Source organism: Acidobacteriota bacterium, assembly GCA_003225175.1.
In the GTDB taxonomy this organism is placed as follows: Bacteria; Acidobacteriota; Terriglobia; order Terriglobales; family Acidobacteriaceae; genus Gp1-AA112.
Window position 1 is genome coordinate 163,107 of record QIBA01000032.1, and the last position, 23,157, is coordinate 186,263.

General features: G+C 55.4%; 23 protein-coding genes. 11 read left to right on the forward strand and 12 right to left on the reverse strand.

Annotated elements, in window-relative coordinates:
- Positions 1 to 12 precede the first annotated feature (12 nt).
- The 3 genes from DMG62_04495 to DMG62_04505 all read right to left on the reverse strand — a co-directional run bounded on the left by DMG62_04495 (position 13) and on the right by DMG62_04505 (position 2,217).
- Positions 13 to 432 (reverse strand): hypothetical protein, encoded by a 420-nt coding sequence (locus DMG62_04495; protein PYY24270.1) that lies wholly within the window; start codon positions 430 to 432, stop codon positions 13 to 15.
- Between the two features lie 327 nt (positions 433 to 759).
- Positions 760 to 1,002 carry a hypothetical protein gene (locus DMG62_04500; protein ID PYY24271.1) on the reverse strand — a complete coding sequence of 81 codons (243 nt, stop codon included), beginning with the start codon at positions 1,000 to 1,002 and terminating at the stop codon, positions 760 to 762.
- A gap of 381 nt (positions 1,003 to 1,383) precedes the next feature.
- A complete protein-coding gene (locus DMG62_04505) occupies positions 1,384 to 2,217 on the reverse strand; it encodes a peptide ABC transporter permease (GenBank protein ID PYY24272.1) in 834 nt (277 codons plus the stop codon).
- Between the two features lie 303 nt (positions 2,218 to 2,520).
- Between DMG62_04505 and DMG62_04510 the strand changes: the two genes are divergently transcribed.
- The 6 genes from DMG62_04510 to DMG62_04535 all read left to right on the forward strand — a co-directional run bounded on the left by DMG62_04510 (position 2,521) and on the right by DMG62_04535 (position 7,356).
- On the forward strand, positions 2,521 to 3,051 hold the full coding sequence (locus DMG62_04510) for a transcriptional regulator (protein ID PYY24273.1): 531 nt from the start codon (positions 2,521 to 2,523) through the stop codon (positions 3,049 to 3,051).
- Complete coding sequence (locus DMG62_04515) at positions 3,048 to 3,641, forward strand: hypothetical protein (GenBank protein PYY24274.1); 594 nt, start codon at positions 3,048 to 3,050, stop codon at positions 3,639 to 3,641. Before DMG62_04510 ends, DMG62_04515 begins: the two co-directional genes overlap by 4 nt.
- A 34-nt stretch (positions 3,642 to 3,675) precedes the next feature.
- A complete protein-coding gene (locus tag DMG62_04520; GenBank protein ID PYY24275.1) occupies positions 3,676 to 5,127 on the forward strand; it encodes a flotillin in 1,452 nt (483 codons plus the stop codon).
- Between the two features lie 308 nt (positions 5,128 to 5,435).
- Positions 5,436 to 6,098: a phage shock protein A gene (locus DMG62_04525; GenBank protein PYY24276.1), complete on the forward strand. Its 663-nt coding sequence runs from the start codon at positions 5,436 to 5,438 to the stop codon at positions 6,096 to 6,098.
- Positions 6,099 to 6,118: 20 nt separating this feature from the next.
- Positions 6,119 to 6,553 carry a hypothetical protein gene (locus DMG62_04530; GenBank protein ID PYY24277.1) on the forward strand — a complete coding sequence of 145 codons (435 nt, stop codon included), beginning with the start codon at positions 6,119 to 6,121 and terminating at the stop codon, positions 6,551 to 6,553.
- The gene (locus DMG62_04535; GenBank protein ID PYY24278.1) at positions 6,550 to 7,356 is read left to right on the forward strand and encodes a hypothetical protein; all 807 of its coding nucleotides are present in this window, start codon (positions 6,550 to 6,552) and stop codon (positions 7,354 to 7,356) included. Before DMG62_04530 ends, DMG62_04535 begins: the two co-directional genes overlap by 4 nt.
- Positions 7,357 to 7,359: 3 nt before the next feature.
- Here the strand turns inward: DMG62_04535 and DMG62_04540 are convergent, their stop codons facing one another.
- The 4 genes from DMG62_04540 to DMG62_04555 all read right to left on the reverse strand — a co-directional run bounded on the left by DMG62_04540 (position 7,360) and on the right by DMG62_04555 (position 13,874).
- Positions 7,360 to 8,190 (reverse strand): hypothetical protein, encoded by an 831-nt coding sequence (locus DMG62_04540; GenBank protein ID PYY24279.1) that lies wholly within the window; start codon positions 8,188 to 8,190, stop codon positions 7,360 to 7,362.
- Between the two features lie 84 nt (positions 8,191 to 8,274).
- The gene (locus tag DMG62_04545; GenBank protein ID PYY24280.1) at positions 8,275 to 11,445 is read right to left on the reverse strand and encodes a TonB-dependent receptor; all 3,171 of its coding nucleotides are present in this window, start codon (positions 11,443 to 11,445) and stop codon (positions 8,275 to 8,277) included.
- 607 nt (positions 11,446 to 12,052) lie between these two features.
- On the reverse strand, positions 12,053 to 13,315 hold the full coding sequence (gene ispG / locus DMG62_04550; GenBank protein PYY24281.1) for a 4-hydroxy-3-methylbut-2-en-1-yl diphosphate synthase: 1,263 nt from the start codon (positions 13,313 to 13,315) through the stop codon (positions 12,053 to 12,055).
- Positions 13,316 to 13,514: 199 nt separating this feature from the next.
- Positions 13,515 to 13,874 (reverse strand): hypothetical protein, encoded by a 360-nt coding sequence (locus DMG62_04555; GenBank protein ID PYY24282.1) that lies wholly within the window; start codon positions 13,872 to 13,874, stop codon positions 13,515 to 13,517.
- Positions 13,875 to 13,925: 51 nt separating this feature from the next.
- Between DMG62_04555 and DMG62_04560 the strand changes: the two genes are divergently transcribed.
- Positions 13,926 to 14,159, forward strand: coding sequence for a hypothetical protein (locus tag DMG62_04560; protein PYY24326.1), 234 nt, complete (start codon positions 13,926 to 13,928; stop codon positions 14,157 to 14,159).
- Positions 14,160 to 14,325: 166 nt separating this feature from the next.
- Here DMG62_04560 and DMG62_04565 read toward each other — a convergent pair whose 3' ends face one another.
- Positions 14,326 to 15,126 (reverse strand): hypothetical protein, encoded by an 801-nt coding sequence (locus tag DMG62_04565; GenBank protein PYY24283.1) that lies wholly within the window; start codon positions 15,124 to 15,126, stop codon positions 14,326 to 14,328.
- A 111-nt stretch (positions 15,127 to 15,237) separates the two neighbouring features.
- The gene (locus tag DMG62_04570; GenBank protein ID PYY24284.1) at positions 15,238 to 15,789 is read right to left on the reverse strand and encodes a RecX family transcriptional regulator; all 552 of its coding nucleotides are present in this window, start codon (positions 15,787 to 15,789) and stop codon (positions 15,238 to 15,240) included.
- Positions 15,790 to 15,902: 113 nt separating this feature from the next.
- Between DMG62_04570 and DMG62_04575 the strand changes: the two genes are divergently transcribed.
- The gene (locus DMG62_04575; GenBank protein ID PYY24285.1) at positions 15,903 to 16,400 is read left to right on the forward strand and encodes a hypothetical protein; all 498 of its coding nucleotides are present in this window, start codon (positions 15,903 to 15,905) and stop codon (positions 16,398 to 16,400) included.
- A gap of 69 nt (positions 16,401 to 16,469) precedes the next feature.
- Here the strand turns inward: DMG62_04575 and DMG62_04580 are convergent, their stop codons facing one another.
- Positions 16,470 to 16,922, reverse strand: coding sequence for a MarR family transcriptional regulator (locus DMG62_04580; GenBank protein PYY24327.1), 453 nt, complete (start codon positions 16,920 to 16,922; stop codon positions 16,470 to 16,472).
- A gap of 65 nt (positions 16,923 to 16,987) precedes the next feature.
- Between DMG62_04580 and DMG62_04585 the strand changes: the two genes are divergently transcribed.
- Positions 16,988 to 17,377 carry a glyoxalase gene (locus DMG62_04585; protein ID PYY24286.1) on the forward strand — a complete coding sequence of 130 codons (390 nt, stop codon included), beginning with the start codon at positions 16,988 to 16,990 and terminating at the stop codon, positions 17,375 to 17,377.
- Here the strand turns inward: DMG62_04585 and DMG62_04590 are convergent.
- Complete coding sequence (locus DMG62_04590; GenBank protein PYY24287.1) at positions 17,374 to 18,126, reverse strand: tRNA pseudouridine(38-40) synthase TruA; 753 nt, start codon at positions 18,124 to 18,126, stop codon at positions 17,374 to 17,376. The genes DMG62_04585 and DMG62_04590 overlap by 4 nt on opposite strands.
- A 356-nt stretch (positions 18,127 to 18,482) precedes the next feature.
- Between DMG62_04590 and DMG62_04595 the strand changes: the two genes are divergently transcribed.
- The gene (locus DMG62_04595; GenBank protein PYY24288.1) at positions 18,483 to 20,588 is read left to right on the forward strand and encodes a TolC family protein; all 2,106 of its coding nucleotides are present in this window, start codon (positions 18,483 to 18,485) and stop codon (positions 20,586 to 20,588) included.
- 109 nt (positions 20,589 to 20,697) lie between these two features.
- Positions 20,698 to 21,522, forward strand: a complete 825-nt coding sequence (locus DMG62_04600; GenBank protein PYY24289.1) for a glycosyltransferase family 2 protein — start codon at positions 20,698 to 20,700, stop codon at positions 21,520 to 21,522.
- Positions 21,523 to 21,981: 459 nt separating this feature from the next.
- Here DMG62_04600 and DMG62_04605 read toward each other — a convergent pair whose 3' ends face one another.
- Positions 21,982 to 23,088 (reverse strand): hypothetical protein, encoded by a 1,107-nt coding sequence (locus tag DMG62_04605; GenBank protein PYY24290.1) that lies wholly within the window; start codon positions 23,086 to 23,088, stop codon positions 21,982 to 21,984.
- Between the last annotated feature and the right edge of the window lie 69 nt (positions 23,089 to 23,157).

Here is a 23,157-nt window from a genome sequence, read left to right on the forward strand (position 1 = left end):
CGCACTGAGTTTCTAGCGCCAACCGAAACCGGTGTAGCGCGTCCAGTCCCAAACGCGATTGTAGCGGTCTCTGCGGGCCACTTGCCGATCGCGTTGGATGTCGCGGTATCGTTCGCGCATCTCCTCGCGCTCACGCTCTGCCGCACGATAGTTGCCTTCGCGTTCAAACTGGCGAAGTTCCCAACGATCGTGTTCCAGTTCGCGTTCGTCGCGCCGGATGTCACTGTGGATGTCGCGACGCTCACGACAGCCACGATACTGATCGTGGCGGACGTAGTCACCGCGCTGCCAGTTCCGGTCATTGTTATGGCGACCATAATCGGCGCGTCGCCAGTCGCTGCTGCCATGCGATCGCCAGTTACGGTTTTGTGCCATCACGGTGCCAGTACCGGCCAGTGCTAACAGCAAAATCCCCACTGCTATTCCTTTCATTTGAGTTTCTCGCTTGATCAGAATTCGGCTTCAGGGGTTAGCCGTTATCGCTAGCAACACCAATTCACGAGAGAGTTGCGGTTTTTGTATGCCTGTTTGCGCCAGAGCTTGGGATGGAGGGAGCCGGGCCAAAACATGTGAAGATGTCAGGGAAAAGAGAAAAGGCAGTCTTCACGCTAGACTGCCCCTTCTACTTGGCGGAAGCTTCTTCAGCAGGAAGTGCCGGCTTCCGCAGTTAAAATTTAACGCCAACCCCAGTACCGGTCATGGCGGACGTCACGGGTATCGCGGCGAGCATCCCAGCGGTCGCGCTTGATGTCGCGGTATTCATTCCGCAATTCCGCGCTCTCGCTGTGCTCCGCGCCAGTCGCCTTCACGAAGCTCCTCACGAAGTTCGCGGCGATCCTGAGCAATCCTGGCTCGATCATGACTCATGTCTCGATAATCAGCGCGGCGGTCTGCGTAGTCGCGTCGAAGATCGCGGTCGGCTCTCCAGTCGCGATCTTCCGCCATCAACGAGCCGGCGCCTAGGATTCCCATGAGAACTATGCCAATCAGAGTGCGTTTCATAATCTTTTTCTCCTCGTCACGGCCCGCCGGCAGGCCTACCAGTAGAAACACGACTCGGCCCAAGAGTTGCGGTGATTAAAAAGTGGCACAGACACAATGGACTGCTCAGCGTGTGAGGCTTTGAAGGGGTACGGTTTCAACGAAGCGCAGTCGTGCCGTTAAAACCGGCCTGAAATCCGGCTTTAAGCCGCTGACGTGCTCTTTCTAAATTGCAATAAAGACGCCGAGGCTGAAGCCCGATTTTAAGTCTGGACTGATGGCACGGCTCCGCTTCGCTGAAGCCATGCCCCTTCAAAACCATTTCCGCAAAGCTAATTTGGCCAAGCCCCCAGCATGCTGCGTCTCTACTCTGCAGCATGTTCGTGCCAGTCCTGTGAGCGCTCACAGCCCAGCTTCAATCCGCGAGCGTGGATCGAGATAATCGCGCAGTGCATCACCAATAAAATTGAACGACAGCACGGCGAGCATCACAGCCGCGGCAGGGAACAGGACCAGGTGGGGCGCATCGAAAAGATGCGAGCGGCCGTCGTTCAACATGGAGCCCCAACTTGCTGTCGGTGGCGGTATTCCTAACCCGAGAAAGCTCATTGTTGCCTCGGCAAGCACAGCTCCCGCCATGCCAATTGCCGCCTGCACAATGACCGGCTGGATAATGTTCGGCAGAATATGACGTGTAATTACCCGCCAGTCACTGGCTCCCAAGGCCCGAGCAGCTTCCACAAATTCCCGTTCCCGAACCGACAGCACCTGTGCTCGCACGAGTCGCGCATAGCCAACCCATCCGCCAATCCAGAGCGCAAGAATCAGGTTGAAGATTCCCGGTCCGAGGAAGGCCACGAAGGCGATGGCCAGCAGAATTCCAGGGAACGACAAAAACGCGTTCATCACCACAATATTGAAAAAGCGGTCAATGCCGCCGCCGTAGTATCCGGCGATGCATCCGAAAAATAATCCGAGCAGCAATGAGCCGGCGACTACGCTGACTCCTACGAGCATTGAGATACGCGCGCCATAAATCACGCGCGAAAGGATGTCGCGTCCAAGCTCATCCGTGCCAAACCAATGCCCATGGCTCGGCCTTTCAAGGCGAGTCGACAGATCAAGCTGCGCCGGATCACGCGGCGCAATCAACGGCGCAAATAGCGCAAAGATCACGAACAGACAAACAAGCACGACGCCAAAGGCAGCGAGGCGATTGCGGAGGACTGAGCGCATGAGACGAACTCATTTAACCACGGACGCGAGGGAGCCGGGAGAAAGCAAAAAAAAAACTAAACAGTGAAGTACACGAAGGATCACGAAGAATAAAACCAGTGAGCTCTGTGCTCCGGGATTCCTTCCTTTGTGCTCCTTTCTGCGCTTCATGGTTTTACTCGGGTCAGGCTAGCGTAGTTGCCATGAGACGTAAGTCTCAAGAATCAATTACTTACGCTCTGATCAGAAATTCACAAGCAACCCGCTTGACATCTATTGCAATAAGTAATATTGTTATTGCGATTTGTGATAGAGAGAAAAACCGTGAAGCTAGGCGAGAAAATTCGGTACCTGCGTGAGGTGGAAGGCAGCATTCGCGGGCTTGGTCGCGAGATGACGCAGCAGGAGATCGTTCGTGCACTAAAGAAAGAGTCGGGCGCGAGCATCAGTCAGTCATATCTGTCGCAGATCGAGAAGGGCGCGCGTCCGCACCTCACCAACACCACGCGCTTGTTGCTCGCACGCTTCTTCAAGGTTCATCCGGGATACCTGGTGGATGACCCCGAGGGCTATCACACTGAATTGATTTCGGAGGTGCGCACGCTTGAGGAACGTCTTGATCTTTGGCTGATCGCCGGGGCCGAGCGCTTCCGCCGCGATGCGCAGGTAAGCCACGCGCTGCTGGAGGCGGCCAAGCACGACGACTCGCGCGGTTGCCTCGTGTTGCTCGGCGCCATTTTGGACACGCCGGGACTGGCGGAACGCTTGCTTCAGGTCCTGAAACCGAATGGGCACAGCCGCGAAAACGGGAAGCGCAAACTGGATGGCAGCACGCGCGGAGAGGAGATCTTATGAATTGGGAACTCTTCTATCTGATCTGTTTCATTGTGGGATTCGGGTTCAGCGCGCTCTCGTTCTTGACGGGAACTCTGCATCTTCATCTGCCTGTGAAATGGCATTTACATCTGGGCAAGGGTTTGGGTTCGAGCGGCGGTCTCTCCATTTTTAATTCGTTCTCACTCATGGCGTTCCTGACCTGGTTTGGCGCCATGGGATATCTGATGACCCGGCATTCGAGCTTCTGGTTCGGATTTATTCTTGCCGCGGCAACGCTTGGCGGCAGCGTCGGGGGCTCGATCATTTTCCTCTTCCTTGCAAAGTTCCTGATGAAGTACGACGTCGGGGTTGACGCTGCGGAATACGAGATGACGGGGGTGCTTGGCCGCGTGACTAGTTCGATCCGCAGTGGCGGTACGGGAGAAATGGTCTTTGAACAAGTAGGCACGCGGCGTAGTTGCGGCGCACGGAGTGAAGACGGAACGCCGATCGCGAAAGGAACAGAAGTGGTCGTTACGCGTTATGAGTGCGGTATCGCGTACGTGCGTACCTGGGACGAGATTTCCGGAGAGGCCGATGCCAAAGCCGGAGAGTTGAGCAAACAGTAGTTGGATCCCTTATTGGGATGCAGGGAGAAACGTTATGTCACATGACTTACAGATTTGGGTGGGTTTGGGGCTCCTTGGACTTTTCCTCCTTTTGACAGGAATCGCCAAGCTGTTCGTAAAAGCTGGACCAAATGAAGCATTGATTGTTTATGGATTTCGAGGAAGACGAGTACGAACGGGACGCGGGACTCTCATATTTCCACTGGTTGAGAGTTCAAGAATGTTGTCGCTGGAGCTGATGTCGTTCGATGTAGCTCCGCAACAGGATCTGTACACGAATCAGGGAGTCGCCGTATCGGTAGAAGCCGTGGCACAGATCAAGGTGAAGTCGGACGAAGTTTCGATCTTCACGGCAGCCGAGCAATTCCTGACCAAGACGCCAGGGCAGCGCGAAGGCCTGATTCGTCTGGTGATGGAGGGTCATCTGCGCGGCATTATCGGTCAACTCACGGTGGAACAGATCGTTAAGGAGCCGGAGATGGTTGCCGATCGCATGCGATCGACTTGTTCTGACGATCTGAACAAAATGGGCCTCGAAGTGGTCTCGTTCACGATCAAGGAAGTGAAGGACAAGAACGAATACATCGCCAATATGGGACGTCCGGATGTTGCTCGCATCAAGCGCGATGCCGACGTTGCCGCCGCCGAAGCGGAGCGGGATACGGCGATCAAGCGCGCAGAAGCGCTACGCGAGTCCGCGATCGCAAAGGCCAAGGCCGATCAGGAGCGCGTGCTCGCCGAGACGCTCTCGCAGGCCAAGCAGGCCGAAGCACAGCGCGATCTTGAGGTCAAAAAAGCTGCCTACTCGGAGCTGATTAAGAAGCAGCAGGCGCAGGCCGATAAGGCTTATGAGATCCAGGCCAACATTCAACAGCAGTCGGTGATCGCCGAGGCTGTGAAGGTTCAGCAGATTGAGAAAGAACAGCAGATCAAGGTGCAGGAAGCCGAAATCCTGCGTCATGAGAAGGAGCTGATCGCGACCGTGCTCAAAGAGGCTGAGATCGAGCGTCAGCGCATTCAGACGCTGGCCGAAGCCGAGCGTCAACGCCAGACGCTCGAAGCGGAAGGCCGTGCCTCTGCGACGCGCGCGCAAGGGGAGGCAGAAGCCGAGATCATCTTCAAGAAAGGCGAGGCCGAAGCCAAGGCGATGAACGTGAAGGCCGAAGCTTATCAGGAGTGGAACCAGGCGGCCGTTGTCGACAGGCTGATCACCAGTCTTCCCGAAGTGGTCCGTGCGATGGCGGCGCCACTCGCGAACGTCGATAAGATCACGATCGTCTCCACCGGCAACGATGGAGCGGCAGGCGCCAGCAAAATCACCGGCGACATGGCGAAGATCGCGGCACAAGTTCCAGCACTGTTCGAAGCCTTCTCCGGCATGAACATGAACGAGCTGCTTGGCCGGGTGAAGCAGTTGAAGTCCGACAAGACAGACGGCGACGCTTCGAAGAAGAAGTCGGCGGGTGCCGGTTCGCAGACACAGTAATAAGTTCACAAGGGAGACGCCCGCCAAAGCGAGCGTTTCTCCTGGAAGAATGATTTGCAGGAGTAGTTATGAATCCATGGAAAGGTGCATTCGTGGCGGTGCTGCTGAGCGGGGTGGTCTTCGGCATTCTTAACGGACACCTCGCCGTGTGGACCGCCGTCGGAGCGGCACTGGGCGCTGTGCTCGCAGGTCGGGAAAGAAATCGGGTTATGACTTGATTGAGCGATCAGATGGCTCACGACAAATCGTCAAAGGCCCCGAGCACTCAGATGCAAGGAAATAGCTGATCTACGGAAAGGAGTTGAGTCATGGCATTACTGGAAAGAGTTTCGACATTAATCCGGGCCAACATCAATGACCTGGTCGATAAGGCAGAAGATCCCGAGAAGATGATCAAGCAGGTCATCCTCGACATGCAGAACCAGCTTCTTCAGGTGAAAACACAGGTAGCGATTGCGATCGCCGACCAGCACCTCCTGGAGAAGAAACAGAAAGAGAACCTCGAGAAAGCAGCCGAGTGGACACGCAAGGCGGAGCTTGCTGTTTCGAAGAAGCAGGACGATCTCGCACGGGCCGCTATCGAGCGCTCGCTAAGCACGAAACAGACTGCGCAGAACTTCGAGCAGCAGGTTGCCGATCAAAAGATCGAAGTTGAGAACTTGAAGACCGCTCTCCGCAAGCTCGAGCAAAAGCTCGAAGAGGCGCAGTCGAAATGCGATGTGCTGGTTGCCCAGGCTCGCCGGTCTCGTGTGGTCGGGAAGGCTCGCACCGCGCAGTCCGCTGCTGGCGATGGCAAGCATGTTGAGACTTTCGACCGCATGAAACAAAAGGTTCGGCGCGGCGAAGCTATCAACCACGCGCATCAGGAGCTAAGCGGCGATTCCATCGAGGATCGTTTCGCGACCTTGGAACGCGAGGACGAAATCGAGCGCCTATTGGCCGAGATCAAGAATAAGAGCGCGTCAGCGTAGACACGGCTGTCGGCTCTCGGGTGTCGGCGTTCGGCCGACTGCCAGCTGGGAATTCGATACCTGGATTTCCTTTGGCGCTTCGCGATCGTGAGTTGGATGGCTCCTTGATGTTCAGTGGCCGACCGCCGACAGCCTACGTCGCAGCAGCGCTCGCGTTAGCAACTCATTTGTGCCATCCTGATTACGTGAAGAGCCAAAGCCAACGCGACCTTGAAAAACACTGGGCCGAGCAATCAAAGAAACAAACGCCCGCAGAACGCCTCCGCATGAAGGCAGAGAAGTTGCGCAAACGAATCGAGCGCGACCAAGCCTTGCTCGAGCGACGCCGGAAGCCGGGTGAAGGATCCGCACTGCAACCTGCGGGACAGGCCGCATCTGCAGCTCCTTCGCAGAATGAACGCAAGTCCAGTAATTCCCAATCGGGTGGATCAGCGCGGCGCAAACTCACGAAATGATGCGAGTATCGCGCCTTGTAATGCTGCTCTCTTGTCTTGTTTCGTTGCGGCTGCTCAGTCAGGAGATCACCAGCACAACGCAAATGGAGCAGCAGATACTCGAGTGGACCAACGAGGAGCGCGCGAAGGTCAACGCTCCGCCCCTCAAGTGGAATAACCGGCTGGCGATCGCCGCACGCTTACATTCTGACGAGATGGCCAACCACAAAGAGCTGACCCATCAGCTCAAGGGGGAGCCGCCTTTTACTCAGCGGCTATCGGAGCATGGCGCAAAGTTCAGCGGCGCCGCCGAGAATGTGGGTTACGCTGACAGCCCCGAGGAGCTGCAGAGCGGGTGGATGCACTCGCCGGGCCATCGCTCTAACGTGCTTAATCCTGTGTATACCGAATTGGGAGTCGGAATCGTGCGTGCCGGTAACCGTCTCTGGGCTACCGAAGATTTTGCAACCGGGCTGCAGAATCTCTCATCGGACGATTTCGAACAAGCCGTTGACCAGCAGATTGCATCCCGTCGCAGTCGTCGCCGCCTCGGAGCACTGAAAGCGACTCATGCTCCACAGCTGCGTCGCGTCGCCTGCTCCGGTGAAAGCTCCGCGAGCGCGGCCTTTGCCGCGTTGCCGCATCGTGACATGCAGGCGTCCGCATTCAATTTCACCACGGCAACTCCGAACGATCTTCCCGCCAATGCCATGAGCAAAGTGCTCGAGCTCCCCTCCGGTGGTTACTCCATCGGAGCTTGCCCAACCAAGGCCGATAATAATGGGATGAGTACCTACCGCGTACTCTTAGTCTTGTATCGCTGAGATTCACGCAAGCACTGCGACCAGGGACAACGCTTGTATAGCCAATGCTCGGTCTCCCCTTATCTCGACCTCGAGCGCCGCGGCCTGTGCATCAACAGCCTTGGTGAAAACGCGCCAAGCGAGCTCTTGATCCATCTTTAACGTTGCGTCCGCAGATGGCGCGTTTTCTGTAAGATGCCATCCAGCGTTGGCCCTCTCCACGAACCAGGAACCTCCAGCCTCGCCGCTGATTTCAATCTCAACGATCGTTCGTTCCCGCGCCCGCACGGACCGAAAGGCATGCGGCATGCCCCGCATGAAAGTATCGAGCACCGGGAAGTAGAGTTCGCGATTGCTGATTCCTGGGCGCCCGACGGCCACGCGAATCTGTTGCTGATGATGCCAACGCTCCGTGTACTCGCGAGCGACGTCGAACCAGTTCGCGGAACTCTCCTCGCCAGCCCAAGTAACTCCCCAGAGAGCAGGAGCATTGGGATCAAGTCCGCGGAAGAAAGCGTGCACTTCGTTCGACGTGATCTCCATGAGATCGATCAAAACTCGCGGGCTGAGGCGACGCGCGGCCTGCACCCACTCGGCGTTGTTGCGATTGATGAAACCTATAAAGGCTTCGTAACCGTCTCGCGGCGGAGCCGTCAGGCCTAAGAATCCGTCACGCTGAATAGAGAGCCGTTTGAAATTGCCATCGAGCAGGTGCGCCGTCACATCCTTAACCGTCCATTGCTTTGCCAAAGTGGGATGCGACCACTCGTCATGGCGCAGGCACCTGAGCAGTTCGATCAGTTTGCCTTCAAGGATCGGGAACAGGTCGAGTGTGAGGATCGGCTTGAGAGACATTTGCGAATGAGTATCGCAAACCTGCTTTACGAAGCCAAAAAATAAAAAGGGCTGCCGCAGCAGCCCCTTGCGATTCTCTCGCGATCAGAAAAGGAACTTCACCGACAATTGAACTTGCAGCGGATCCCCAACGCCTTCGCGCAGGAACCCGTCGAAGTTGAACAGTGCCGGACTAACCAGCGGATTGACGTTGTTCTTATTGTTGAAGCTGTTGAACATCTCCACTTGCGGGATTAATGCATAACGGTCGCCAAAATGGAACGGACGGGTTCCGCGCCAGTCAAAGCTGAAGTAGCCGTTGTCTTTGCGCAGGTGATTGCGTCCGCAGTCAATTCCGTTCACGACGCGGGTCCTTGAATTATTCGAGCTGCACGGTGCGCCAGTGCCTGTGCCGAGAGGGTTGTCAGTAATCGGCTGGGCCGTATGCGCCTGGATGCGCGGACTGAATTCGATTCCGTATGGCAGCTTCATGTAGGCGAACATATTGAATCTGTGCCGCTCATCGCGGTCTGAGAATGCATAGTCTTTACGGAAGTCAAAACGATTGAAGTAGCGGAAGGTGAAGGGATCGCGCTCGTTGGAGTCATCGTCAAGATCTTCCGAAAGCGTGTAGTTGAACTCCAGCTGATAGTTCTGGCTGAAGCTCTTTCTGCCTCCGACGGTCATGCCGCGGTAGAGCGAGTGGGCAGTGCTCTGAGTATCGGTAACCGCTCCGAGATTCGTGAATGGTCCGGCAGCGTAGCTGACCGTATCGACATTGTCGGTTGGTTTAATTGGCAGTGCAGCTCCAGTATTCGGATTTACGAATCGCGTCAGGTAAACGCCTTTCGAAATCGTGAGATCAAGATAGCCTGTCCAATTCGTGGCCAGCTCCTGCTGGAAGGCAAAGTTCCCGGTGTAAGTGCGAGGATTGTTGTAGTTGCGATTGAAGACCGTGACGCCGGGCTGGAACGGGAATGCTCCGCCAGCTGGCGGAGTGAAGTGGATGAAATCCGGCCACTGTGGCTTTGGACCGTTCGGGCTAATGAAGACTTGAGTGTAGGCTGGCGGAACTCCGGGGCAAGAGCCGTCTGCGGGAGGCGACGCCAAAGGACAAGTTGCCACATTTCCCGCAAACAGCGTTTGTTGCTGCACGCCGTTCGTGGTGATCGCTCCTACCTGAGTAAGCATGTTCAACTCCGCGTTGTAGATGCCCCAGCTGGCGCGCACAACGGACTTCTGGTTGTTCCTGATGTCCCACGACACGCCGATCCTCGGCTGAAACATCTTGGTTGCGTTCGGTATCTTGCCGTCGGATGGGAATCGAGAATCGCTCAAATTCGTGCCATATGCGGCCTTCGATGGCGGGATTACCGGATCGGGAAAAGTCTGAGCCTCCCAGCGTAAGCCGTAATTGAAGGTGATGTTTGGCCGGAACTGCCATTTGTCTTGCAGGAAAAACGCGTAGTTATTGTTGTTGATGTCCGAAGCTCCGGGTGTGAGGTTCGATAAGCCTGTCGGAGCTCCCTGGAGATAGAGAAGCAATGGACTGGCTGTGGCCTTAAAACCGTCTGGGCATGTTTCGCCCTGATTCAAGAATGTGCCATTCGCGCATTCTGCGGTGCTTGGTCCAAAGCCATGGCTGGTTGCCGTTCCCGGTGTCGCGTAGTGCAGGAATCCGACAACCGAGTCGAAAATGTAGCGGCCCTCGAAGAATCCGCGGAAGACCTGCGCGTTGTTGCTGTGCAGGAACTCTCCACCGAACTTAATGGTGTGATTTCCGGAGACGATGGAGAAGTTGTCGCGCACCTGAGTACGCTTGAATACTTCATCAATATTAGGTCCAAGAAAGAATGGATTTCCGAAACGGAAGGTTGGTGAAGTCGGCCCGCCGAAGCCCATCGCCGTATCGGCCGGCACGTTTGATGTAACCGCCGAGCGAGGCCGATCCTCTCGCGAGAAGGTGAAGTGACCTTCGTTTAGCTTCTTCGCCGAGACCGTGGTGAACAGGTTGAAATTGACGGAGTTGATTTTCGATGGACCTTCAATTCCGTTGGCCGAGGTGCCATATGTGGGTACGTCGAAGGTCTGATTGAGATTGTTGGACCGATCAAAGTTATAAGATGCGCTCAGATTATTCGCCTGGTTCACGTTCCAGTCGTATTTGCCGAGTAGGGCTGTGTTGTGAATCTCGTGCTGTACCGGTAGGCCTTCGTTCTGGTTACGGCTGCTATTAAAGAAGTTGAGCAGAGCCACGCGCTGGCATTCTGCATTGCCTCCGATCAATGTGTCACCACTTCCAACCACTGGAGTCCCTGAACATGTACCCAGAGCAGTACTCAAATTCGGGCGATTGAGGTTTTCCAGAATCTGTTCGAAGGCGCCAAAGAAGAACATCTTCTGCTTAACGATTGGACCACCGACCGTTCCACCGAACTGCTCACGATGAAAGTCCTGTAGCGGCTTACCGTCGGAGGTATCGGCACTGAGTGCCTCCAGACGCTGAAAGTGAAAGGCGCTCCCGTGCAGCTGGTCGGTACCTGATTTTGTAATCACGTTCACAACGCCCCCAGCAGTGCGTCCGAACTCAGCTGTGGCTCCGGTGGCAACCACCTGGAATTCCTTTACGGCATCGAGCGTAATGTCAATGGCCGCACGCTGTCCGCCGACTTGTTCGCCAAAGAATCCGTTGTTGTAATCACCGCCGTCGAGGCTGATGTTGTTGTAAATTCCGCGCTGGCCGGCGAAGTTGATCTCGTCCCCGTCCGGACCTTGTACGATGCTGACCCCGGGTGTAAGCGTCAGCAGGTCTTCAAACTTCCTTCCCAGAATGGGAGTTTGATCGATGGTTATGTTGTTCAGCGTACTGCTTGATTCGGTTGCGGTGGTATCGATTGTGGTTGTGGCATTGACGGTGACCGTCTCTCCGGCTGTCGATACCTTCATCGTCATGCTCAGGCTTCTTGCCTGGCCGACGGTTAGGTCGATCCCCTGCGTGACTATTGTCGAAAAGCCTTCCTTTTTAGCAATGACCTCGTATCGGCCGGGAGTCAACGCCAGGAAAGCGAACCTGCCGTTTTCGTCGCTTGTGGCAGCCTGTCTTATTTGCGTGTCGAGGTTGTGCGCTTCGACAGATGCGCCGGGTATGACTGCGCCGGAGGGATCGAGCACCGTTCCTTGAATTACGCCGGTTGTGATCTGGGTTTGAGAGAAAGCAACGCCTGTCATCAGGAGAATGGCAAGCACGAATAGAGGAATACGACTCTGGGAGATCATTCGGGACTCCTGTGCACATTTCCGGCCACACGCCAACCGGGACCTTCGTTTCAGCTTCTTGGGAAGTCGCAGAATGTTAATCCAAAAGTCGCGCAGTTGCACTAGTCAAAATTCGTATCTGTCGATGACTCCTACCAGTTGAGTGGAAGACCTGAGGGAGCCCTGACGATAAATAGTGTTCGCGGTTAGCAGGCAGAGAACAAAAAAATAATCATCCCGCAATGGAACCCGAGAACATTTTTCCGCGTACTCACTAACGACAACGCGAAAACGTCGTCTATAGATGCGAGAGGAGAAAATACAATGTTTGACGCAAAATACAACTCACTGATCGACAACGCATGGTTCCGCATCGCCGTGAATTGCGCCGTGTTTGCGGTATGGGCTGGGGTAACTTTTGGATCGCTGGCAGCCAAGTAGTGTTTGTACGAGGTTCTTGGGTTTAGTTGTGAGGACCCTGCAGTACAAATACTCCGCATTCATAACCGGTCCTGATCGCTTGCGACGGGATCTGGGGCGGCTAACCGGCCGCCAAGTTTAGCCGCCCGTTTTGGGGTGACGAATAGTCAGGCGAAGGCAGGGCGTCTCCGCTGATGTAATAGCGAACCTAGGCCTTGGTCGCGAACTCGGCCTTGTTCGCAGCGGATGTGGCAGCGGCGCCGTATCGGGTTTCGACATATTCATCGAGAATCCCGATGAATTCCTGGACGATGTGATCGCCGCGCAATGTCGTCATCAATCTTCCATCCACAAATACGGGAGCCTTTGGCTCTTCAAACGTTCCCGGCAGTGAGATGCCTATGTTGGCGTGCTTCGACTCGCCGGGTCCGTTGACCACGCAACCCATGACGGCGAGCTTCATCTCTTCCACGCCCGGATACTTCTCTTTCCATACCGGCATGCTGCTGCGTACGTAGCTCTGAATCTGCTCTGCGAGTTCCTGGAAGAAGGTAGACGTCGTGCGTCCACAGCCAGGACATGCCGTGACCTGCGGCGTGAAGCTGCGGATTCCGAGTGACTGCAATATCTGCTGTGCGACCAGCACCTCTTCCGTGCGATCGCCGTTCGGAGCTGGCGTAAGCGATACCCGAATGGTATCGCCGATACCTTGAGTAAGCAGGGGAGCCAATGCTGCTGCGCTCGCAACAACTCCCTTCATTCCCATTCCAGCTTCGGTTAAGCCCAGATGCAAAACGTATGAACATCGCGAGGCAAGGCTGCGGTAGACATCCAGCAGGTCCTGCACGCCGCTAACCTTGGCGCTAATAATGATCTGGTCTGCTCGCAATCCATACTTCTCGGCAATGACCGCAGAGTTCAGCGCACTCACCACCATGGCTTCCATGGTCACTTCGCGCGCGTCAAGCGGCTCTGGAAGACGAGAGTTTTCGTCCATCATGCGTGTAAGCAGCTGCTGATCAAGCGATCCCCAGTTCACGCCGATACGTACCGGCTTCTGGTTCTCGACCGCCACTTCCACCATGGCGCCGAAGTTCTGGTCATCCTTCTTGCCAATGCTGACATTGCCAGGGTTAATGCGGTATTTCGCCAAACTGCGAGCGCAGGCGGGATACTTCTTCAGCAGAAGATGTCCGTTGTAGTGAAAGTCGCCGATCACCGGAACGTTGACCCCGATCTTTTCCAGTCCTTCGACGATATGCGGCACAGCTTGTGCGGCGGCGTCGTTGTTGACCGTGACGCGTACTAGCTCCGAGCCGGCGCGGGCGAGTGCCGCAACCTGCTTGGTTGTGCCGGGAACGTCGGCAGTGTCGGTGTTTGTCATTGACTGCACAACAATCGGTGCATCGCTGCCCACGCGCACATTGCCAATGTGGACTGTCGGAGTACTTCTACGCTGAATCTGAGACATGGAATCTTAAGTTTAACAAAGAGCCGGAAGAGCGAAGAGATAAGGAGAACCGGACGCCTCGGCGTGTTTTGCTTGCAACTGCTACAAAGTTAATTCTCTCCACCACCAACTGCGATTATCCAGGCTTTTTTGGAGGTGGATGCAAAAAACACGGCCGAGGCGGCCGGTTCTCCTTAGTCTCGTCTTAAGGTGTTGCTCGCTAGAGCGACTTGTCCTTGCCTTCGCGGAGCTGCTGCTTCCAGCCAAGAATTCGCGCCTGATTCGCGGCGGCCTCCGCTTCTGCGATCATGCCTTTCTTCTGATACGCGATCGAAAGGCTGGTGTGAGCAAGAATGTCGTCAGGATCGAGTTCGACTAGTCGCTTCGAAATCTGAATCGATTCGTCCAGCCGATTCGCGTCCTGATAGGCACGAGCCAAGCCGTGCAGCGCCTCGGCGTGGCGAGGATCGATCGCCAGGCACTTTTCATATTCAGCGACGGCTTCCTCGTGCTTGCCCTCCCCGAAGAGATCGAGCGCCGCGTAGTAGTGATCCTCAGCCTGCTGCCTGGAGTCGGACATGAACAAAAAAGTCTAGCAGTTTTGAACCGCTATACTGCCAATCGAGAGCTCATGAAAAAAGTTTTGCGATTCATTTGGATTGCCAGTCGTGGACATCGGCTGGCTCCCTGGCGCAGCCCGTACCTGCGCTGGAGGATCGAGACTTACACGGGTCTCAAAATGGACAAAATCGGATTCATTGAATTCTGGGGATTTCTTTGGCGCGAGCGGCGGGAGCTGAAAAGATTCTTGGAGTGGACTGCAACTATGGAGGATTATGCGCGGCCTAGACCGAAGAATCCTTAGTACCGTATTTTCAGTTCACCGTCGACTCGAAAAAGGTGCTCCCAATTCCGTTTCTGATATTCAAGTAGATGGAATCGTCGTCCCGAACAAACGTCCTACCGCCCGAGGGCAGCCGGAACTACGTTGGTGCTGCACTCTGGATGACACGTGTAAGTGCGTTCTGAAATCAACCCAACACCACAGTGACTTCACTGCCTCTGTCCGCACCCGCCAAGCGGTTCGCCGCAGCGCGATTGGCTGAGATCTCCAGGTAGCCCATGCTGCCGAGGATTCCGAACAGCTCTCCGGGCGTGGCCTGGGCGTAGGCATTCTTCATCTTCGTAACTTCTGCTTTGCCCACGGCGACCTTGAACGCAGGCGGCGTGTCCTCAAAGAGTTGTGGAACGTCTTTGGGCGTGATGTTGGTGATGAGGTTGCCGAACTTGTCCGTTTTGAGGACTACCGCTTTGAAACTCTTGCCATCGACGGGCTTTGGTTTGGGCGCAGCGAAGCGAATATAGTCCGTAATCTCGTCTCCGAACTTGCTGATCTCGACTCCCTTGCTAAGCCAACCAGCACAGGCCGCAAATACGTCGCGTCCGTGAAAAGTTTGACTCACGGGCTGCAGAAAATAGTGCTCAGAGGTCACGTGTCTTACGCTCAGCCGTTCGGAGCGCTCGTAGACCAGAGACAGCACTCCATTATCGGGAGCCAGAAAAGCATGTCTCTCATTTACCGCGAGAATGGGCCGGCGCTGCGATCCCACCCCGGGGTCCACGATTACGACGTGCAGCGTGTCAGAAGGGAAATATGAAGCCGCCGCGGCAATGGTCAGAGCCCCATCGAGGACGTCAAACGAATTCACCGCATTGCAGATGTCAACTATCTGCGCCTGCGGATTTATGTTAACGATCACGCCCTTCATGGCGCCGACAAAATGATCGTTGAGTCCGAAATCGGTAGTGAGGGTGACTAGTCGGTTGGGCAAGAGCGTTCCTCAAAATTTGAGCTAGGCATGGAAGCTGCGCGAAGTTAACTTGCACGCGAAGCGAAGTCAAGGAAGCAATGGTCCTCCGTCAATCCTGAGTAATCAGCGCTGCTATTCGGTTGAAGACTCTTCGGCTTCCGATGACAATGCGGTGAGAACCTCGTCCTCCACATCCCACCGCTTTAAGACCTTGAAAATTGTCCCAGCCGAGAATCCGGCTCGCACGAGCCTGCGAAAAATGCGCGCGGATTCGCGTTCATTTTGTGGCTTCTTAAGCCGCTTGCGTTCAAGGAACTGGCGCGCGAGCTGCTCCTCATTCACATCGTTATAGGCGGCGCTAACAGCCTGCTGAATAATCTCGCTGTGAACACCTTTCGCTTTGAGATCGGTCACTACGCGTCGTCGTCCGAACTTCTCGTTGCTCTGCCGATATTGGGAGTACGAGGACGCGTAACGAGAATCGTTGAGGTACTTTTGTTCTTTGAGCTTGGCGATCACTGCTTCTACGGCCAAGGCTCCCTCCTCGCTAGCCTCGACTCGCTGCCGCAGTAATCGCTTCAGTTCGGCGACCGTACGCATCTTGCGCGCCAGCGAGCCTATCGCGTAGTCGTAGAGCTCGACATCAGTGAGCGTGCGCTTTCGTTTACTTCCCGAGAACGACATGGGCAGAGCGTAGCAGAAACGTCTGCAAGCAACGAGAGTGCATTCGATTTTTCCTGAGACTCTGGCACGCCGCAGCTCATCCGATAGTGCCGGTTGAGATAGCCTCGAATTGGATGAGCAAACCAAGGGGACATTCTAAGATCGCAATTGAAATACGGCCGGCGAGAGAAGGGGACAAACAGCGCATCCTCAAGTGCCTGGCAGAAGCCTTCGAACCATATCGAGAGCAATACACTGCGGGAGCTTACGCTGATACGGTTCTCGACGATGCTTCCCTCGGCACGCGCATGCAGTCGATGCACGTGCTGGTTGCTGTCTCTAGCGGAGAAATTATTGGAACAGTCGCGGGAGGCGGCCCGCATTCCGGCAAAGGACATCTTCGCGGCATGGCGGTGCTACCCCAGTACAAAGGCTCCGGCGTGTCCGCCGAATTGTTGAGTGCAATTGAAGCCTGGCTGGGGATGCGCGGCTGCACTCATGTAACTCTCGATACCACTCAGCCGCTAATCACCGCGATGAGGTTCTACGAGAAGCATGGTTATTCCCGTTCTGGCCGCGCCTCGGATTTCTTTGGCATGCCTTTGATCGAGTATGTGAAGCAGATCGGCTAGCGCTCTTCCGATTGCGTTAATGCCTTCAATCCGCACAATGCGGAGCCTGATCCCGGAGCCGGGCGAGACTCAGACGTTCGCAATTCGCCGAATCACCTGATCCAACACCTCCGCACTGCGCTCCAAGCTCTCCAACTGAGGGTCGCCACACTGCTTCAGGGCCTTCGCCAGTGACTCTACGCGGCGCTGCTTGCCCGCAAGCAAAAGGTCTCTGCCTAGTTTCGTAGGAGTAATCAAAATTGAGCGCGCATCCTCCTTCGCTGGCGTGACCCGGACCAGCCGTTCGCGTTGCATGCCAGCGATCAGACGGCTCATAGTCGGATTTTTCACCTGCTCGGCCGAGGCGAGTTCGGCCAGCGTGAGTGGCCGTCCTGAAAATACGAGCACGGACAGGGCAGAGAGTTTTGCCGGCCCGATACCGCTGGCGAGGTCCTGAATCCGCAGCCGGCGTAGCAGGTGAATGGCCGCCGAATGCAGCCTGTCAGCAAGCTCCCATTCGCGTTTGGCCTGGGCAGTTGACATCTCTTGCATGGGATAGTTAGCATAGCTAACTAAATTTCGATCCTAGCATAACCATGGAGGTTCGTATGCAGGCTGGAACCCAGATAGCACTGGACAAGATTGGGCAGATCGCGATCCTGGTCAAGGATGTCTCCCGAGCAACCGAGTTTTATCGCGATAAGCTTGCGATGAAGTACCTGTTCTCCGCAGGGAACCTCGCTTTCTTCGATTGCGGCGGTATTCGCCTCATGCTTGACAAGCCGGAAAAGCCCGAAGCGGGAACATCGATTATCTATTTCAAAGTTGCCGACATTGGCGAAGCGCATGAACAGATGAAGGCGCGAGGCGTCAAGTTCGTGGATAATCCACACGTAATTGCAAGATTGCCGGATCACGATTTATGGATGACATTCTTTCGCGACAGCGAAGGCAACATACTAGGCCTGATGAGTGAAGTGCGACCGGCAAAGAGCTAATACTCGACGCTGACCAAAAACAGTCCGCCAGCCGGGGCCGTGGGTCCAGCCTCGGCACGACGGCGCGCTGTCAAGATCTGAGTTATTGAATCCACCGCCACGCTGCCCTTGCCGACGAGAAGAAACGTTCCTACCAGATTTCGCACCATGTGGTGCAGGAAGCCGTCTCCGCGCACTCTGTAAACGAGCAGATCGCCCTGCCTGCTCCATTCCGAAGAAAAGATCGTGCGGACGTTGTCGAGGTCATCATCTTTGCCACGCTCCGGATCGACGGCGGCAAAGCTGGTGAAATCGTGACGTCCAAGGACAAGCCATGCCGCCCTGTTCATCGCATCGTGGTCCAGCGGATACGGATGATGATGAACGTACCGCGCTGCAAATGGCGGGCAAACGTTGCCGCGAAAAATTCGATACTCGTAAGTCTTAGCCTTGGCCGAGTGACGCGCGTGAAATTCGGGCTCGACTTCCTTCGCTTCGACCAAGCGAATTGAATTCGGAAGTGTGTGATTCAGCGCAATGAGCAGATTTTCCGCTGGGATCGGCGACTCCAGCGCAAAGCTCGCAACCTGCGCGAGTGCATGCACGCCGGCATCAGTGCGCCCTGAACCCTGAGGTAGAACGCGCTCTCCGGTTACGCGTTCAACGGCATCGGAAAGCGTGCCTTGAATGGTCAACCGCTGCGGTTGTACCTGCCATCCGCAAAAATCGGTTCCATCGTACGCAAGCGTGATTTTGAAGTTTCTTGCGATCCGTTCCTTGTCCTTGTCGTTTTGGTGTCCTGTCGCACGTCTTACTTATGCTGGCAAGATTTTTTTAAGCTCGAGAAATGTAAAAAAGTGGCTAAGAATGAATCGAAATGTTCGCCTGTTCATCGAACGCAATCGTAACGTAATTCTGCGGAAGCGCCATTTGGGTCCATTGCATGATTTATACTAACCGCTTCCCATATCGAATCATGGCCGGCGTTGTGCTCGGGCTGCTGATGGAACTTATCGGTCCAGTGGATCGTATTTCAGGTTTGACGCGGAACAACGTTTCGTGGTGACAATTCGCCGGTCGCGGCAGTCTCAATCTCATTCATTTCCAGAGCAATTGGAGATCGCACATGTGTGTGTTGTGTTTTAAAAGAAGTAAAAAGAGTATTCGCCGGATAGCCGCAGGCGTTGCGCTAACCGGCGGTCTGCTGCTGGGACGTTCGCTCTTCGCGCAAGAAGCGCCCAACGCGCCGGTTCCGCAGCCTGCCAGTACCGCGCAAAGCAGCCGTGGAGAATCCTTTGGCGGACTGAACTATGTCAACGGATACAGCTTTCTCAAAGGTCCGATAGCTCCGTACAAGAGGAGGGAGGTCCCCGCGCCGAATCTTTCGAACTCTCCTCGTATGGATCAGTTAGTACGCGACGGCAAGATCTATCTCTCTATGTCGGATGCGGTCGCTTTAGCGTTGGAAAACAACCTCGATCTCGCAATCGCGCGTTATAACATGCCAATTGCGGATACCGACATCCTGCGCGCCAAGGCCGGACAGAATTTGCGTGGCGTCGCCACTGGATTGGTTCAGGGCACGCCGGGTGGACAGGGCGGTACCGGGACTGGCACCGCCAGTCAGGGAGCCGGAGCAGGTGGTACAACGAGCGCCGCGGGCGGCGCGGGCACTGGTACCTCCGGAATTGTGCTGTCGACTGCAGGGGCTGGCCCTGGTGTGCCCGAATTTGATCCTACGGTAACCAGCAACCTTTCTGAAGAACACGCGATCTCACCGCAAGCCAATCAGGTTTTCACCGGTGTTCCCAATCTGCAATCGAATACCGGAACCGTGAACTTCAGTTACAACCAGGGCTTTGCGCCAGGCACGAATCTGTCCGTGGGGTTTCAGAACAACCGGCAGACTACGAACAGCCGATTCAACACTCTGAATCCAACGCTAAATTCGAGTTTCCGCGCGACCATCACTCAACATCTTCTGCAGGGTTTCGGACTCGGGCTCAACACGCGTTTTATTCGTGTTGCCCGCAATGACCGCGAGATCGTTGACGTCGCCTTCCGCAATCAAGTGATCGAAACTGTTTCCCAAATTGAAAATATCTATTGGGATCTTGTAAACGCCTATGAAAATGTGAAGGCAAAGGAGCGCTCCTTAGGCTTGGCGCAGAAGACGCTTTCCGATAATCAGAAGCAGGTTCAAATCGGGACACTCGCTCCGATCGAAGTAGTGCGCGCGCAAAGCACGGTAGCAGCAAATCAGCAGACGCTGATCGTGGCGCAAACCAACCTGCAACTGCAGCAGCTCCTGATGAAGAATGCGTTATCCCGAAGCCTGTCGGATGCGATTCTGGCCGCTGCTCCGGTAATTCCAACCGATACCATGGCGGTTCCGAGCGAAGAGCCGGTAACCCCGATTCAGGATCTCATCAATGATGCGCTGTCGCATCGTCCTGATCTCGCGCAGTCACGCATCGACCTTACCAATCGTGAGATAAACCGCAAGGCTGCTGCGAACGGACTGCGGCCCAGCGTGGATCTGGTGGCGTTCTATGGGGCCAGCGGTTTAGGAGGCACGCAGAATGCCTTGTCGGCGTGCGGTCCCAATTCGAATCCGCTCTTTTGCACTCCTGCGGGAACTATCCCTCAACACGGATTCGGCAACACTTTTGGGGACTTGTTCAATAGCACGGCTCCGGACAAGGGTATGGGGCTGCAAGTGAGCATCCCGATCCGGAACCGCTCCGCACAGGCCGATCAGATGCGCTCCGAGCTCGAACTGCGCCAGGCTGAGATGCGCTTGCAGCAGTTGCAAAACCAGGTGGCCATCCAGGTGCGCAACGCGCAATTTGCTGTCCAGCAGAATCGAGCCCAGGTTGAAGCCGCGGACAAAGCGCTTGAGCTGGCGCAACAGAGTCTCGACGCCGAGCAGAAGAAGTACGCGCTTGGCGCGTCGACTAATTTCGCTGTCCTGCAAACCGAAAGCGATCTGGCGACGGCAGACAGCAATCGCGTGCAGGCTCGCTCCGCCTACGCAAAGTCACGCGTGGAACTCGACCGCGTCACCGGATACACGCTTGTTCGCAACGGCATCGTGCTCGACGATGCTTTTAACGGAACGGTGACAAAGCAGCCCGTGGTGCCCTACGTCATGCCGCGGACGGACACGACGCCTACGCAACAGCAACAAGCTCCGCAAGGGGCAGTGCAGAATCCTGGCGCGCCCCGGTAGCACAGCAATCTCCGAAATAGTCCAAATCCAGCAGCGAGAACCCGGAGCAGCAAGATGGCTCCGGGTTTTTCTTTGTGCCCGTGACTCGCGAAAGTTATCCTGACCCGGCATGAGTCTCTCGGTTGTGATCATCACGCGAAACGAAGAGAGGAACATCGGACGCACGCTGGCAAGTGTCGCCTGGGCCGATGAGCGAATCATCGTGGACTCTGGCTCCGCAGATCGCACGCTCGAAATTGCTCGCGAGCAGGGCGCCAAGGTCTTTGCAGAATCGTGGAAAGGCTATGCGCAGCAGAAGAATTCCGCGATCGCGAAAGCTTCGAGTGACTGGATACTCTCGATCGACGCAGACGAGGAAGTCTCTGCGGAACTAGCCGAGAGCATAAGACGTGTGGTGAGCGATCCGACGTCGAACGTGGCGGGGTACTTCATCGCCCGGCGCAATCTTTTTCTTGGCCGCTGGATTCGCTATGGCGGCTTCTATCCCGATCGCAAGCTGCGACTGTCTCGGCGCGGCACAGGACAGTTCGTCGAACGTGCGGTGCACGAGACCATGCGCGTCGAGGGCCCTACAGCCGCGCTCGAAGGCGACTTGATTCACAACGCTTATCCAACTTTAACTGCCTATATCGAAAGCATGAACCGCTATTCTTCGCTAGGAGCAGAAGTAGCGCTGCAGAAAGGACAAGTCAGTGATTCCTGGCTGTCGTTTCTCGTTAACGTCTACTATCGGCCAGCTCTGAATTTTTCCTGGAACTACTTTTTTCGCCTTGGCTTTCTCGACGGACGCGAAGGATACCTGCTGCATCTTTATCACAATGTGTATGTCAGCTGGAAATACGCCAAGGCGTGGGAAGCAGCGAGGAACCAGACAATAAGCGATAGGGCCATAGGCGATAAGCAAAACCAAGACAATTCGAAGTTCCTGATTTGAAAAGATGGCTGCCTCTCCAGGAGCCTCGGAGAAAAAAACCGGGAATGAACACGGAGGACACGGAGGTCGCGCAGGAAAACTGCTAAAAAACGAGAAACGCAAACCGACATCTGCGAACCAGGGCAGGATCCAATTTTCAAGGAAAGAAGAAACGCGAGCCGTTCCTCTGCGTGCTCCGTGCCCTCCGTCTTCAGCTTTTTTTTGTCGCGCCAAAACGAAAAGACCGCCCGGCAAATAGGCGGCCTTTTCTTTCAAGGGAGAATAGTTCCAACGGAGGCAAAGCCATCAGAACTTTCTGGACGAAATCTTATGGTCGTGCACAGGGGGTGTCAAGCGAATTTTCTGACGCAAATGCCTTAAAAATCAAGCACTTAGGAAAAATGTACCCTGCATCGAAAATGTGGCAGTTGCTGCCGCACTTTCCCCACTGCACTTAGTAAGAGCTGCTGTTTCAGCAACTTACCTCGATTTTGAAGATTCGTCGCGCAAATTCAGGGTAATGACGTTAGCGTCCTCTGGACGGTCGAAAAAGCGGTGCGGATAGAGTTTGTTAAGCACCACGCGCAGCCCACCGTAGGCAATGCCGAATGCGAGCGCAACTGCCAGAATCAATCCGATGAGTCCAAAGACAGCGATGATCAGATTGCCGATGTTGTCTTTGCGCGAGAGAAACGTCGGCTCGTTGTAGGTGATATCAGCCTCGTAGTTCACTGAAGCGAGCAGCGATCGTGTCTCGGATTGCGAAGCCTGACCGCTGACGATGACGAGAAGCGGTCCGGTGCGCTTAATAGAAAAACTTCCTGACCCAGTCGCTTCGAGATTTGCATGATTCTGCTCGATGTTTCGCAGTTGCGTTCCGGCGATCTGCGGTGTGGGATACGAGATCAGCGTGAGTTTGGCTTCTCCTTCGTCGCTCTTATAGAGAGCAGTCAAAACTTCAGCACTCTTGGAGAAATCGACGGCAGAAGCAGGGAAGGGCGATCCCACCTGATTGTATGACTTCGGTCCAACCGCGAACTTCACTGAATGCTCGATGAACGCAGGCTGCGGCAGCCAATGTGCAAGACTAGGCGGTTGCCCCAGGTTTCCTGCTGGTTGCGGAAGATCCTCAGCCAGTTCACGCAGTTCGGCCGCTGACATCGCGTTCACATAGTCGAATTTTGCTTCGACCACGATGTTGCCTTGCATGAAAAGCACGCGATCGCCAGCTGATTCACCGTGGCGTCCGATTTCTTCGGTGCGCATGCCGGGCTGGCTGTAAAGCGTATATGCGCCGTAAGCGCCTGTAGCATCATCAAAGCGCGCCGCGCGAATGCTCAGTTTGCGATCGCCCTTTGCGTAGTTTGCGGATTGAAAATCGGTGAAGCCGTATTCCTTGAGCACCGCCGCATTGCCGGCATCGGCGTCCGCGGGATTCGTGCTGGTCCTGGCAGCAGGCTCCTGCTGCCATCCAGCAAAGGCTTTAGGGAGAACCGCTGAGTCAGTCGCCAACGCTGCCGAGGCAAGTGAGACGATTAAAGCAAAGAGTCTGGTGCACAATGGCATGTACAAAGCTGGAATCGACAAATCTAGTCTATTAGACACCATCGCCACATTGCGGGATTCCGGTAGAGACGCAGCATGCTTGCGTCTCCT